Here is a 14,311-nt window from a genome sequence, read left to right on the forward strand (position 1 = left end):
TGCGGTCCTCCCGTTCTCGGGTTGGGAAACTGTGTTCACCATAGGACACCTTGTGTCATCTGTCGACGGGGATCACCCCGGGCCGGTGGCCTGTCGGGGGCGGTGGCTAGGGTGCCGGACAGGTGCACCGGACGATCCCGCTCCGGGTGGCCGACCATGCCAGGAGGAGACGCGGTGCGGCGCTGGGAGTTCGTCGGAGACGGATCTGCGAAGTTCTGGGAGGCCGCCGTCGAGGGCAGCTCCGTCCGGGTCCGGTACGGCCGGATCGACACGGCGGGGCGCGAGCAGCTGAAGGAGCTGGGCTCGGCCGAGGCGGCCGAGGCCCACCTCGCGAAGCTGATCGCGGAGAAGACCCGCAAGGGCTACACCGAGGCCACCCCGCACCCCGGCACGGTCACGCCACCACAGGCCGCCGCACCGCTCGCCGCCGCGCCCGCACCCGCGCCCGCACCCGCACCCGCACCCGCACCCGCACCCGCACCCGCACCCACGGAGACTCCCGGCCCGCCCGCCCTGCCGGACGAGGAGACCTTCGTCTTCCCGGCCGCCTGGCAGCGCCTGGTCCAGCCCCGGCGCGGTGGCGTGGTGCGTTCGGTGCCCCGTCCCGACCCCAAGGCGGTGCGTGCGGCCGAGGACCGGATCGCCGGTCAACTGAGCTGGGTGGAGCAGGTGTTCGCGGCCAAGCAGGTCGATCCGGCACTGGCGGAGGCGGGCCGGGCGTACCTGGCCGGCGAGGCCGATCCGCTCGGTGCGGCCGTGCTGGCCGAGCTGCTGCCGCCCGCCTGGAACCACAACAGCCTGGAGAAGTCCCCGTTCGTCGACGCCTGGGTGGTGCGGTTCGGCCTGCCGTTCGCCGCCTCGGCCGTGCTGGAGCTGGCCGGGCTGCACGTCCAGTACAACCAGCAGGGATCCGTCCGGCGGAACCCCGCACTGCGCTACCGCAGCACCCAGCACGCCTCGCTGAACAGCGCCGCACAGCTGGCCCCCCGGGTCCGCGCGCTCCTGGCGGTCGCCGACGAGGAGACGTACCGACAGGCCGTCACCACCCTGGGAGAGCTGCGCACCACCCTCCTCCGGCGCGCACTCGCCGCCTACCTCGCTCCGGGCACACCGGGCTGGACCGAGGAGTCCGCCGCCGAGCTGTCCCGCACCGGACGCCACCACGGGACCGACCCGCGGGCCCTGCTGGTCGCCGCCCTCGACCGGCCCGAGCAGCTCTCCGTCCTCGGAGAGAGTCCCCAACTCGGCTACCACGACTGGACGGTGAGCCTGTTCGCGACGCTCGCCGACGGCGTCGGCACCGCCGCCGCGCGCTACCTGGACGCGGCACTCGGGCAGTACCACTCCACCGACGAGCTGCGCTCGGTCTCCTCGATCGCGGCCCAGCTCCCGACCGACGAGGCCTTCCGCTTCCTGCTCGGCCGGCTGGCGGAGAAGCCGGCCCGGCCCGCCCTCCAGGACGCGATGGTGCGCTACCCCGTCCGGGCCGCCCGCCTGCTCGCCGAGACGGTGCTGGCCGACGGCCCCACCGCCGCCGAGGCCCGCCGGTTGCTCACCACCCACGTCCAGCTCCAGCACGCCGTGCTGCCCGAGCTGATCGCCCGACTTCCGGACGCCGCAGCCGAGTTGATCGGCTCCCTGGAGGGCGTCCGGCCGCGGATCGCCGACGCCACACCGGCCGAGCTGCCCGAGCTGCTGGTCTCGCCGCCGTGGAGCCGCCCCCGGACCCGCCGCACCGCCCGGGTGCTCACCGGCCTGCGGGCCGACGCCGCACCGGAGTTGGCGTGGCGGGCGGGCGAGCAGGAGCGCTGGTCCCGGCTGGAGGAGAACTGGCCCTACCCCGACGGCACGGACTGGAAGGACGAGATCCGGAAGGTCTTCGGCCGGGCCAGCGGCCTCTGGTACTCCGCCCGGCTGCTGATCCAGGGGCCGGCCGAGCTGCTCGCGCCCCGCCTGCTGGAGTGGCGCCCGACGGACCTCTACGGCTTCGGCGAGAACCTCCGGCCGGTGGTCGCCCGCTACGGCCTGACCGCGCTCCCGGCGCTGCTGGCCGCCGCCGAGCAGCAGCCCGCCACCGTCGCACCGACCCTGCTGCCCTACCTGGACGCCGGGGTGGCCCGGGTGATGGCGGACTGCCTGGTGCGGCTCAAGTCGGCCCAGCCGACCGCCCGTTCGTGGTTCCTCCGGCACGGTGTGCGGGGCGCGCTGCTGCTGGTGCCGGAGGCGGTCGGCCCGGCCGGCGCCGCCCGCCGGGCTGCCGAGCAGGCGCTGCGGCTGGTCGCCAGTGACACCGGCACCGAGTCGCTGACCGCTGCGGTCGCCGACCGCCACGGCGCCGAGGCGGCCGGGATCGTCGCGGAGGCACTGGCCACCGATCCGCTGGAGAACGCGCTGCCCGCCAAGCTCCCCGTGCTGCCCGTCTGGGTGCAGCCCGCCGTGCTGCCGCAGCTGCTGCTGACCTCCGGCCCCGCCCTGCCCGAGTCGGCCGTGCGGCACGTGCTGACCATGCTCGCGCTCTCCCGGCCGCAGGAGCCCTACCCCGGGCTGGCCGTGGTGACCGAGGCGTGCCGGGCGGACTCGCTGGCCGACTTCGGCTGGGCGCTGTTCGAGGAGTGGCGGCAGGCCGGGATGCCCTCGAAGGAGAGCTGGGCGCTGACCGCGCTGGGCTTCCTGGGCGACGACGGCACCGTCCGCCGGCTGACCCCGGTGCTGCGCGAGTGGCCCGGCGAGGGTGTGCACCACCGGGCCGTCGAGGGCCTCGGCGTGCTCGCCGCGATCGGCACCGACGTGGCCCTGCTGCACCTGCACGGCATCGCCCAGCGGGTGAAGTTCAAGGCGCTCAAGTCCCGGGCCCAGGAGCGGATCGCGGAGGTGGCCGAGAGCCTGGGGCTGACGGCCGATCAGCTCTCCGACCGCCTGGTGCCCGATCTCGGACTGGAGGCCGACGGCACCACGGTCGTCGACTACGGCCCGCGTCGCTTCACGGTCGGCTTCGACGAGCAGCTCCGGCCGTACGTGCTGGACGCGGACGGACGGCGGCGCAAGGACCTGCCCGCCCCGGGGGTCAAGGACGATCCGGAGCTGGCCCCGGCCGAGCGCAAGCGCTTCGCCGCCCTGAAGAAGGACGTCCGCACCATCGCGAGCGACCAGCTGCGGCGCTTGGAGGGCGCGATGGTGGCGCAACGCACGTGGACCGCCGCCGAGTTCGAGGACCTGTTCGTCCGGCACCCCCTGGTCTGGCACCTGGCCCGCCGGCTGGTCTGGCTGGCCGACGTCCCGGGCACCCTCGGCCGGGTCACCACCACCGCGTTCCGGGTGGCCGAGGACCGCACCTTCGCCGACGTCGCGGACGAGCGGTACGCACTGCCCGACACCGCCACCGTCCGGCTGGCGCACCCGCTGCTGCTGGACGGGCCGGCCCTGGCGGCCTGGTCGGAGCTGTTCGCCGACTACGAGCTGCTCCAGCCCTTCGCCCAACTCGGCCGTCCGGTGCACCGGCTGACCGAGGAGGAGCTGCGCGCCAACCGGCTGCACCGGTTCGAGGGGTGCAAGGTGCCGGTCGGCCGGCTGCTGGGTCTGACCAAGCGCGGCTGGGAGCGCGGGACACCGGAGGACGCGGGTGTGGAGCGCTGGTTCTCCAAGCGGCTCGGCGACCGCTGCCACCTGGTGATCCAGCTCAGCGACGGCATCGTGGTCGGCACCCCGGACTACTTCCCCGACCAGACCTTCACCACGGTCTGGCTGGACACGGTGCCGCGTGACCACTGGGAGCGCAACGGCCTCGCGCTGCGCTTCCGGGACGTCGCCCCAGTGGCCGCCTCCGAGCTGCTCGCCGACCTGACCGAGGTGACCACCGCATGAGCACCCCCGACGCCGCCCGCCTGCAACGGCCACCCGCCGAGGTGCGCCACGCCGAGGAGCTGGCCGCCCTGCGGGCCGAGGACCGCGACCCGCGCCCGCCCGGCTGGCAGCTCAGCCTGCGGGCCGCCCGCCGCTTCGTGATCGGCGACGAACGGGCCGGGATCACCCGCAAGTTCGTCGGCAACACCGCCCTGGTCGAGCGCGCCCTGGTGACCCTGGCCACCGACCGGGGGCTGCTGCTGGTCGGCGAGCCGGGCACCGCCAAGTCGCTGCTCTCCGAGCTGATCGCAGCGGCCGTCAGCGGGACCTCCACCCTGACCGTGCAGGGCGGCGCGGCCACCACCGAGGACCAGATCAAGTACTCCTGGAACTACGCGCTGCTGGTCTCCGAAGGCCCCTCCCCGCGCTCCCTGGTGCCCGCCCCGATGCTGCGCGGGATGGCCGAGGGCCGGATCGTCCGGTTCGAGGAGATCACCCGCTGCCCGCTGGAGGTGCAGGACTGCCTGCTCTCGCTGCTCTCCGAACGGGTGCTGGCGGTACCGGAGTTGGAGGGCGAGGGCGGCATGGTCTTCGCCCGCGCCGGGTTCAACGTGATCGCCACCGCCAACACCCGGGACCGGGGCGTCAACGAGATGAGCGCCGCGCTGAAGCGCCGCTTCACCTTCGAGACGGTCTTCCCGATCCCGGACTTCGACACCGAACTCGCCCTGGTGGAGGCCGAGTCGAGCGCGCTGCTGCGGCGTTCCGGGGTCACCGTCGCGCCGGACCGGGACGTGTTGGAGGTCCTGGTGACCACCTTCCGCGAGCTGCGGCGGGGTGCGGGCGGTCCGTCCGGCCAGGCCGTGGCCGGTGACCGGATCTCCGCCGTGATGAGCACCGCCGAGGCGGTCTCGGTCGCCCACGCGGTCGGGGTCCGGGGCTGGTACCTGCGGGGCGAGGCCGGCGACGCCGCCGACCTGGTGACCTGCCTGGCCGGCACCGCCGCCAAGGACAGCCCGGAGGACCTGGCCCGGCTGCGGCGCTTCCTGGAGCAGGAGGGCTCCCGCCGGCGCGGCGCGCAGTGGAAGGCCCTGCACCGGGCTCGCCACCTGCTGGCGGAATGATGCCGCCCGCACCGCCCTCCAACCGGGCACCGGCCACCCTGCCGCCCTCCGAGGCCGCGCTGCCCTCCGAGGCCGCGCTGCCCTCCGATCCCGCACCGCCCTCCGAGGTGGTGCTGATCGGAGTGCGCCACCACTCGCCCGCCTGCGCCGGGCTGGTGGCCCGGACCATCGCCGCGCTGCGGCCCGCCCACGTCCTGATCGAGGGTCCGGCCGACTTCGGGGACCGGCTGAACGAGCTGCTGCTCGACCACCAGCCACCGGTCGCGGTCTTCAGCCACCACCGGGACACCGACGGCACCGCCACCTCCTGGGCACCGTTCTGCGAGCACTCGCCGGAGTGGGTGGCCCTCCGTCACGGCCGGGCCGCCGGAGCCCGGGTCCGCTTCATCGACCTGCCCGCCTGGCACCCGGCCCTCACCGGGCGGGCCACCCCGGCGGCCAACCGCTTCGCCGACGCCGAGGCCCGCTACACCGAGGCGGTCGGACGGCTCTGCGCGCACTTCGGCACCGACTCGGTGGACGAGCTCTGGGACAGCCTGTTCGAACTGCCCGACCCGGCCGGGCTGGCCGAACGGCTGGACGCCTACTTCGCGTTGGTACGCGGCGACACCGCCGCCGACCCGGGCGACCAGGCCCGCGAGGCGTACATGGCCTCCTGGGTGCACGCGGCGGCGGCCCGGGCCGAGGGCCCGGTGCTGGTGGTGACCGGCGGCTTCCACACCCCCGCGCTGCGCACCCTGCTCGCCGGACCTCCCAGCGCGCGCTCTCACGCACTGCTCGGTCCTCGGACCGGCCCGGCCACCGACTGGCCCGCCATCCCCTCCCCCGCCCCGGGCTCGGTGGGCGGCAGCTTCCTGGTGCCTTACTCCTTCCGGCAGTTGGACGCCTTCGCGGGCTACCAGTCCGGCCTGCCCTCCCCCGGCTACTACCAACTCCTCTGGGAGCGCGGCCCGTCCGGCGCCGCCGACGCCCTGCTGGAGCAGGTGGTCGGCCGGCTCCGAGCCCGTCGGGTGCCCGCCTCGACCGCCGATCTGGTGACCGCCCGCACCCTGGCCGACGGCCTGGCCGCGCTGCGCGGCCACCCGGTGCGCGGCCGGACCGACGTCCTGGACGGACTGGCCGGGGCCCTGGTCAAGGAGGCACTGGAGCAGCCGCTCCCGTGGAGCACCCGGGGTCCGCTCTCCGCCGGCTCCGATCCGGTCGTGGTGGAAATGGTGGCGGCGGCCACCGGCCAGCGTACCGGCCGGCTGCACCCGGACACCCCGGCCCCGCCGCTGGTGCACGACTGTGCCGCCCAACTCGCCCTGCACGGAGTCGTCCTGGGCTCGTCGACGACGGCCGAACTGACCGATCCGGCCGGGCTGGAGCGCAGCCGGCTGCTGCACCGGCTGCGGGTGCTCGGCATCCCCGGCCACACCCGCGCCGCCGGTCCGGCCTCCGGCACCGATCCGGTCTTCAGCGAGCGCTGGGAGCCGACCGCACCGACCGGCCGGGAGGCCGCCCTGATCGAGGCCGGCGCGTACGGCGCCCGGGTGGGCGACGCAGCGGCCGTGGCGCTCACCGAGCGGCTGCGCGCGGCGGGCCCGGACGCCGCCGGGCTCGCCGCGCTGCTCTTCGACGCGGTGCTCTGCGGAGCGGACGCGCTCTCCGCCGAGCTGCTCGGCACCCTCGCCGACCGGGCCGCCACCCTCCCCGAACTCGGCCAGGCAGGAGCGGTGTTGAGCACCGCCCTGCACCTGTGGCGGCACGACCGCGTGTACGGCGCGGCCGGCTCCCCGCTGCTCGCCCGGACCATCGGCCGGGCGGCCGACCGCGCGCTCCGGCTCGCCGAGGACATCCGGGGCGGCGGAGGCGCCACCCGCCCCTCCGGCGCCGACCGCCCGCGCCTGCACGCCCTGGCCGCCGTCCGGGACGCCACCCGGGATGCCGAGGAGCTGCTGCCGCTCCCCCGCAGCGCTGTCCTGGACTCCGCCCGGCGGATCGCCACCGACCGCTCGGCACCCTCCGACCTGCGCGGCGCGGCGCTCGGCCTGCTCCGCTCCCTCGACGCCCCTTCCCCCGAACTGACCTCCCTGGCGAGCGAGTTCGCCACCGAAGGCCCGGAGGTGCTGGGCGACTGGCTGGCCGGGCTCTTCGCCTTGGCCCGCCAGGAGCTCACCGACACACCCGCCCCCGCCCTGCTGGACGCCTTGGACGAACTGGTGGTCGCGATGTCCGACCACGACTTCCTGACCGGCCTGCCCGCCCTCCGCCAGGCCTTCGCCCACTTCCCTCCGCGCGAACGCGAGCGGATCGCCGAACGCCTGCTGGAGCGGCGCGGCCGGCGCGGCTCCGCCCGTACCCTCCTGCGCACCACCGCCGACCCGCTCGACCTGGCCCGGGCCAGGGCCCTGGAGGAGGGCGTGCACCACCTGCTCCAGCGCTACGGCCTGACCTCCCCTCAGCCCCTGCCCACCGCCACGCCCTCCAGCTCCGACGACCAGGACCGGACCGCCCGATGACCGCCTCCGCCGACGCCTCCCGTCCCGACCCCGGCCTGGAACGCTGGCGCCTCCTGCTCGGCGCTCCCGCCGAGCGCGCCACCGGCCCGCTCGGCCCGGAGGCCGCCCGCCAGGACGCCGCACTGGAGTGGCTGTACGGCCGCGATCAGGACCTGGCCGAACGCGGGGTCCGGCACGGGCCGCAGCACGCGCCTCGGGAAGGTGGCGACGGGGCGTCCCGGGTCACCGCCGTGGACTGGCTGGACACCGTGCACCGGCTCTTCCCCAAGGAGACCGTCGAGCGGCTGGAGCGCGACGCGGTGGAGCGCTACGGCATCGAGGAGATCGTCACCGATCCGGAGGTGCTGACCAGGGTCGAGCCCAGCGCCACCCTGCTGCGGGCGGTGCTGCGCACCAAGCACCTGATGAACCCCGACCTGCTGGTACTGGCCCGCCGGATCGTCGAGGCCGTGGTCCGCGACCTGATGGCCCGGCTCCGCCCCGAGCTGCGCCGTGCCTTCACCGGCGCCCGCAGCCGCCGCCCCAGCCGCCTCCCGGCAGCCCGGAACTTCGACTTCCACGGCACCCTGCGGGCCAATCTCCGGCACTACCAACCCGAGCAGCGAAGGGTGTTGATCGAACGCCCGCACTTCCACACCCGCTCGCGCCGGCACCTGGAGCCGTGGCAGCTGATCCTGCTGGTCGACCAGTCCGGCTCGATGGTCGGCTCGGTGATCCACTCCGCGGTCACCGCCGCCTGCCTCTGGGGCCTGCCCGGCCTGCGCACCCACCTGATCGCCTTCGACACCGCGGTGGTCGACCTCACCTCGGACGTGGCCGACCCGGTGGAGCTGCTGATGCGCGTCCAACTCGGCGGCGGCACCGACATCGCCCGTGCGGTGGACTACGCCGCCGCGCTGGTGGAGAACCCGCGCCGCACCGTGATCGCCCTGGTCTCCGACCTCTACGAGGGCGGCGACCGGATCCGCCTGCTGCGCACCGTCCGCACGCTGACCGGCCAAGGCGCCACCGTGCTCGGGCTGGCGGCGCTGGACGAGGAGGCCGATCCGGCCTACGACCGAGTGCTGGCAGGGCAGTTGGCCGAGGCCGGGGCGCACATCGGCGCCATGACCCCCGGCCACCTGGCTGCCTTCGTCGCCGAGAAGGTCGGCCGATGACCACTCCCGAGCCCCGCCCCGACCTGCTCGCCCTCACCCCGGACACCCTGGCCGCCCTCACCAACCGTGGCCTGGTCAAGCGTGCCGCCCGCGAGCTGGAGTCCGGCGCCGGCCCGGCCGTCTCGGTGGCCGGGGACGGCGGCGTCACCGGCCACCACCCGGACGGCAGCACCAGCACCCTGCCCGCCGGACACGGCCTGGACGCCGCCACCTGCAGCTGCGCCGCCCCGGGCGTCTGCCGCCATCTGCTCGCCCTGGTCCTCGCCTACCAACAACGCCTTCCGGCGCCCGCCGCACCCGAACTCCTCTGGTCTCCGGCCGAGTTCGACGATGCCCAGCTGGAGTCCGCGCTCGGCTCCCCCGCACTGGCCGCCGCGCGCCGCACCCTCGCGCGCGGCCCCCAGCGGGCCACCGTCCACCCGGCCGGTCCGGACCGGCCCGCCCCCTGGGTCGAACTCCCGTCCTGCACCGTCCGGTTCCCCGTCCCGCACGGCCTCGGCTACGCGCTCAGCGACGCCGCCGCCCGGCTGCACGGCGAGACCGTCGTGCTGGCGGTCTGGGCCTTCCGCGCGGCCGAGGCCGCTCCGACCAGCACCCGGGTCGTGCTCGGCCCGCCCGCTCCCTCCCCACCCTCCGCCGCTACGACCCCCGCCGACGCGCTCGCCACCGCACTCGACCTGGCCACCGAGCTCCTGCTCGACGGCCCGGCCCGCACCACCCCGGTGTTCGCCGCCCAACTCCAGCGGGTGAGCAGCCGGTTGACCGCCGAAGCGCTGCACTGGCCGGCCGCCGTACTGACCGACCTGCACCGCCAGACCGAGGCACACGCGGCCCGCGACGCACGCTACTCACCGGCCGAACTCGCTTCGCTGCTGGCCGAGTTGTCGGCCCGTGGCCGCGCTGCCGCCCTCGACCCGGCCGGCGCCCTCGGCTCCCGGGAGGCCGCCGACACCCCGCTCCGGCTGGCCCGGCTGGTCTCCCTCGGCTGTCGCGTCACCGGCCCCACGCCCGAGACCCGTACCGCCACGCTCTACTTCGCCCACCCGGACGCCGGCCTGGCCCTCGTCCTGCGCAAGCACTGGCCACTCGCCGACGGGCAGCCGGTCACCGGCCCCGAGCTGGCCGGCCGCCGCCTGCTCGGCACCACCCTGCGCGCCCTCGCCTCCGGCAATCTGGTCAGCGAGCAGCTCTCCCGCAGCCCCGGCCGCGCCGTCACCATCGGGCGTGGCCGGATCTCCGCCACCACCGTCACCCCGCTCGGCGCCGCCTGGACGACCCTGCCCGCACCGCTGCTGGTCCACGACCTGACCGCCCACCTCCACGGCACGGCCCACCGGCCACCTCGGCTGATCCGGCCCCGGGTGGAGGCGGAGGACGCCCTCGTCCTCGCCGTCGGCGCCGTCGAATCCGTCGGCTACGACCCGGCCCGGCAGCAGTTCGAAGCCGTCCTGCGCGACCCGTCCGGCGCGGCCGTCCTGCTCCGCGCCGACCACGAACCGGCCTGCCCCGGCCGCCTCGACGCCCTGGCCGGCGTCCTGGCCACCGGCCGGGTCACCCACGTCAGCGGCCTGCTCCGGTACGACAGCGGCCACCCCGTCCTGGACCCGCTGGCCCTCCTGACCCCCGACGGCCCGACCGTCCCCGACCTCGTCCCCACCACCGCCGTCGTACTCCCCCCGCTCCCCGACCGCCCGGCCGACCCGCTCGCCCAGGCCCTCGAATCCGCCCTCGCTGCACTCGCCGACCTCGCCCACACCGGCCTGCGGCACACCCGCCACCCCGACCTCTCCCCCGCCAGCGCCCACCTCCGCCGAGCCGGCCTGCACACCGCCGCCGCCCTGCTCGACGCCCTCGCCACCGACACCACCCCGACCGCCTGGACCGACGCCGCCCTCCACCTCCACCTCGCCCTGGAACTCCACCACCTCAGCTGAGACCCCTCGCCCGCTCGGCCGCCCCGGGCAGTCGAGCACGCCGGCAGTCCGAGGCCCTAGCCCCACAGGTCGCTCCGAAGCCCTCGCCGTCTCCCGGGGTGTCACCAGCCCTGCCGGGGCGGTCCGATCACGGCGAGACCGGCTCGGGCGCGAGCCGGTCGGCCCAGGACCCGGCAGACCGACCGCGCCGTCGCTCCGGCGTCAGAGCGGGTCGAGCCGTCGGCGGAGCAGGCAGAACTCGTTCCCCTCGGGGTCCGCCAGCACGTGCCAAGTGACCTCCGAGCCCTGGCCGATGTCGACCGGACGGGCACCGAGGGCCAACAGGCGCTCCAGTTCAGCCGGTTGGTCGCGGTCGGTGGGGTTGACGTCGAGGTGGAGCCGGAGCTTGGCGGGGCGGGCGTCGGTGCTCGGGCTGAGGATCAGCGTGGGCTGCGGACCGCCGAAGCCGACGTCGGACGGACCGATCTCGATGCCGCCGTCGGGCTCGCGCCCCAGCTCGACGTAGCCGAGCACCGCGCTCCAGAAGACGGCCAGCCGCTCGGGGTCGGCGCAGTCGATGACCAGTTCACTGATACGACATGCCATGACGGCCACTCTAGGGGGCCGACGCCCGGACCTGCCGCTCCGCCGCGCAGCCGCGCAGGCCGGTCCGGCTGACCGGCCGTCAGGCCAGGACGCCAGGAGCGGCCGTGGCCGGGCTAGGGTGCCGGGGTGAGCTTTCATCTGATCGTCGGACACGGGCCCGCCGGGGCCGCCACCGCTCGGGAGCTGGCCGGGCAGGGCCATCGGGTCAGGGTGGTGACCCGGAGCGGTCGGCCCGCCGAGACCGGGGTCGAGCACCTCGCCCTGGACGCCACCGACCCGACCCGGCTGGCCGAGGCGGCGGAGGGGGCGGCGGCGATCCACAGTTGCGCCGCTCCGCCGCTGCACCGCTGGACGGTCGACTGGCCGCCGCTCGCCGCCTCGCTCTTCGCCGCCGCCGAGGCCTCGGGCGCCGTCCTCGTCCTGCTCGGCAACCTCTACGGCTACGGACCCGCCGCCACCGGCCCGCTGACCGAGGACCTCCCGCTCGCCGCCACCGGCCCCAAGGGCCGGACCCGGGCGGCGATCTGGGAGCAGGCACTGGCACTGCACCAGGCCGGACGGATCCGGGCGGTGGAGCTCCGGGCCTCGGACTTCTTCGGTCCGGGCGTCACCGACGGCGGCCACCTGGCCGCCCGCGCCGTGCCCCGCGTGCTGGCCGGGAAGGGCGTTTCGGTGCTCGGTGACCCGGACGTACCGCACAGTTGGACCTACCTCCCCGACGTGGCCCGGGCGCTCGCCGAGGCGGCCGGCGACGAACGCACCTGGGGCCGGGCCTGGCACGTCCCGACCGAGCCGGCCCGTTCGGCCCGGGAGATGGTGGCGGGCCTGGCGACGGCGGCCGGGGTCGCGGCGCCGAAGGTCGGCCGGCTGCCGTCCGCCGTGCTGGCCGTGGCCGGGCTGCTCTCACCGCTGCTGCGCGAACTCCGGGAGACCCGCTACCAGTTCGACCGACCGTTCGTGGTCGACAGCTCCGCCTACGAGTCCGCACTCACGGTCCGCGCGACCCCGCTCCCGGAGCAGTGGGACGCCACCGTCGCCTGGTGGCGCGAGCGGCTCGCCCGCGACGCCCGCTGAGTCCCGTCTCCCCGGACCCGCCCGGCGCCGGGCACCCCACCACCGCCAGGAGCCCCCGGCATGGCCATCGAGATCGTCTACGAGACCCACTCGACCACCACCGACAACGAGGCGGGCATCGCCACCGGCTGGCTTCCCGGCCGGCTCTCCGAGCTGGGCCGCCGGCAGGCCGTCGAACTCGGCAAGCGGCGCCGCGCGGAGCACTTCTCGGCGATCCACTGCTCCGACCTGGCCCGCGCCGTGGAGACCGCGCGGCTGGCCTTCCCGGACCGCGAGCCCCACCAGGACCCCCGCCTGCGCGAGTGCAACTACGGCTCCTTGAACGGCACTTCCGCCGCCGTGATCGCCGGGCTCCGCCCGCTCCGGCTGGACGAGCCGTACCCCGGCGGCGGCCAGAGCTACCGCGAGGTGGTGGCGGCCACCGCCGCGTTCCTCACCGATCTGGCCGCCGCCCCCGGCGACGACACCGACCCCGGCACTGACGCCGACCCCCGACGGGTGCTGATCATCGCCCACTCCGCCAACCGCCTCGCCCTCGAACACCTGCTCAACGGACGGGCGTTGCCGGAGCTGCTCGCCGCCGATCCGGTCTGGCAGCCCGGCTGGCACTTCACTCTCCCTGCGAACTGGCTTCCCTGACCAGCCAGTTCTCCATCCACCCCACTCCGGATGCGTGCATACGGGTGAATCTCTCCGCCCCTCCGGCCGACGACTGCCTATGATCCACTTCCATGACGGAGAGTCAGATCATCCCAGCTGTGCGTAATTCAGCTGACGTGCTCATCCTCGGAGCGGGCCCCGCCGGACTGGTGCTGGGCAATCTGCTGCACACCGCCGGAGTGGACTGCGTCATCCTGGAGCGCGCCACCCCGGAGCAGCTCGCATCCCGGTCCCGGGCCGGATTCCTGGCCGCCAACACCGTGCGGATCCTGGACCGGCACGGCCTCGCCGAGGGCCTGCACCGGCACGGACGCGAGCACGCACTCTGCGAGTTCCGCACCGAGGACGGCAGCTTCCGCCTCGACTACGCCACCCTCGGCCGGGGCGAGCGCCACACCGTCTACCCGCAGCACCACCTGGTGGCCGACCTGCTCCGGCAGTACCGACAGGCGGGTGGGCGGGTGGAGTTCGGCACCGAGGCGGTGGCCGTCCTGGACATCGACTCGGACCGGCCCCGGGTCACCGTCACCACCGGGCCGGCCGGCGGCTCGGCCACCTGGTCCGGACGGTACGTGGCAGGCTGCGACGGCCGGCACGGCGCGGCCCGCCGCTCGCTGCCGCCCGGCGGCTACCGGCACCACCGGCACGACCACGGCCTCAGCTGGCTGGGGCTGCTCGCCGAGGCCCCGCCGAGCCTGGACGCGGTCGGCTACGCCGTCCACCGCCGCGGCTTCGCCGGGCACATGGCCCGCACCCCGGCCCTCACCCGCTACTACCTCCAGTGCGAGCCCGGCACCCCGGCCGACCGGCTGTCCGACGACCGGATCTGGGCGGAGCTGGAGCAGCGGCTCCGCACCGACGAGCACGGCCCGCTGCACCACGGCCCGATCGTCCACCGCACCGTGATCGACCTGGAGTCCGACGTCATCGAGCCGCTGCGGCACGGCTCGCTGCTGCTGGCCGGTGACGCCGCGAGCCTGTTCAGCCCGTCCGCCGCCAAGGGGGCCAACCTCGCCGTGCTGGAGGCCGAACTGCTGGCGGCGGCCCTGCTCGCCCGGCTCCACCACGGCGACTCCGGCGGGCTGGACGACTACTCCCGGCGCAGCCTCGAACACATCTGGCGGGCCCAGGAGTTCTCCCACTGGATGGTGCAACTCCTGCACCGCACACCGCAGTCGGGCAGCCCGTTCGACGACGCCCGGCGACGCTCCCGGCTCGCCTCACTGCGCGACTCGCGCACCTTCCAGGACTGGTTCGCCGACCACTACGTCGGCGTCTGAGCCGCGCGGCCGACTCCCCGCGCCCCACGCCCCCACTCTGGCACGCCGACCACCCCGGCGTCCGACGACCCCCTCCCCCATGGCCCGGCCGGACCAGGCTCAGCCCCCGGCCGGGCCCCGCTCTGCCATGCCCGCATCCCGCTTCCGGGGACCGAG

9 protein-coding genes are annotated in these 14,311 nt (G+C 75.5%); 8 read left to right on the forward strand and 1 reads right to left on the reverse strand.

Features of this window, described 5'->3' with window-relative positions:
- The first annotated feature begins 156 nt into the window (after positions 1–156).
- Genes ACIRBX_RS04740 through ACIRBX_RS04760 form a run of 5 tightly spaced genes read left to right on the forward strand, consistent with a single transcriptional unit; the run spans position 157 to position 10,556 of the window.
- Positions 157–3,861, forward strand: a complete 3,705-nt coding sequence (locus ACIRBX_RS04740) for a DUF4132 domain-containing protein (RefSeq protein WP_402293717.1) — start codon at positions 157–159, stop codon at positions 3,859–3,861.
- Positions 3,858–4,964, forward strand: coding sequence for an AAA family ATPase (locus ACIRBX_RS04745; RefSeq protein WP_402293719.1), 1,107 nt, complete (start codon positions 3,858–3,860; stop codon positions 4,962–4,964). Before ACIRBX_RS04740 ends, ACIRBX_RS04745 begins: the two co-directional genes overlap by 4 nt.
- The gene (locus ACIRBX_RS04750; RefSeq protein ID WP_402293720.1) at positions 4,961–7,465 is read left to right on the forward strand and encodes a DUF5682 family protein; all 2,505 of its coding nucleotides are present in this window, start codon (positions 4,961–4,963) and stop codon (positions 7,463–7,465) included. The genes ACIRBX_RS04745 and ACIRBX_RS04750 overlap by 4 nt, the downstream gene beginning before the upstream one ends.
- The gene (locus ACIRBX_RS04755) at positions 7,462–8,622 is read left to right on the forward strand and encodes a VWA domain-containing protein (RefSeq protein ID WP_402293721.1); all 1,161 of its coding nucleotides are present in this window, start codon (positions 7,462–7,464) and stop codon (positions 8,620–8,622) included. The genes ACIRBX_RS04750 and ACIRBX_RS04755 overlap by 4 nt, the downstream gene beginning before the upstream one ends.
- The gene (locus ACIRBX_RS04760; protein ID WP_402293722.1) at positions 8,619–10,556 is read left to right on the forward strand and encodes a hypothetical protein; all 1,938 of its coding nucleotides are present in this window, start codon (positions 8,619–8,621) and stop codon (positions 10,554–10,556) included. Before ACIRBX_RS04755 ends, ACIRBX_RS04760 begins: the two co-directional genes overlap by 4 nt.
- A 201-nt stretch (positions 10,557–10,757) precedes the next feature.
- Here the strand turns inward: ACIRBX_RS04760 and ACIRBX_RS04765 are convergent, their stop codons facing one another.
- Complete coding sequence (locus ACIRBX_RS04765) at positions 10,758–11,141, reverse strand: VOC family protein (RefSeq protein WP_402293723.1); 384 nt, start codon at positions 11,139–11,141, stop codon at positions 10,758–10,760.
- Positions 11,142–11,267: 126 nt separating this feature from the next.
- On the opposite strand from ACIRBX_RS04765, the gene ACIRBX_RS04770 reads away from it, so the two are divergent.
- The 3 genes from ACIRBX_RS04770 to ACIRBX_RS04780 all read left to right on the forward strand — a co-directional run bounded on the left by ACIRBX_RS04770 (position 11,268) and on the right by ACIRBX_RS04780 (position 14,155).
- Positions 11,268–12,215, forward strand: a complete 948-nt coding sequence (locus ACIRBX_RS04770) for an NAD-dependent epimerase/dehydratase family protein (RefSeq protein ID WP_402293724.1) — start codon at positions 11,268–11,270, stop codon at positions 12,213–12,215.
- 60 nt (positions 12,216–12,275) lie between these two features.
- Complete coding sequence (locus tag ACIRBX_RS04775) at positions 12,276–12,854, forward strand: histidine phosphatase family protein (protein ID WP_402293725.1); 579 nt, start codon at positions 12,276–12,278, stop codon at positions 12,852–12,854.
- A 92-nt stretch (positions 12,855–12,946) separates the two neighbouring features.
- Complete coding sequence (locus tag ACIRBX_RS04780) at positions 12,947–14,155, forward strand: 4-hydroxybenzoate 3-monooxygenase (RefSeq protein WP_402293726.1); 1,209 nt, start codon at positions 12,947–12,949, stop codon at positions 14,153–14,155.
- The last annotated feature ends 156 nt before the right edge of the window (positions 14,156–14,311 follow it).

Source organism: Kitasatospora sp. NPDC096147 (assembly GCF_044763225.1).
Taxonomy (GTDB): domain Bacteria; phylum Actinomycetota; class Actinomycetes; order Streptomycetales; family Streptomycetaceae; genus Kitasatospora.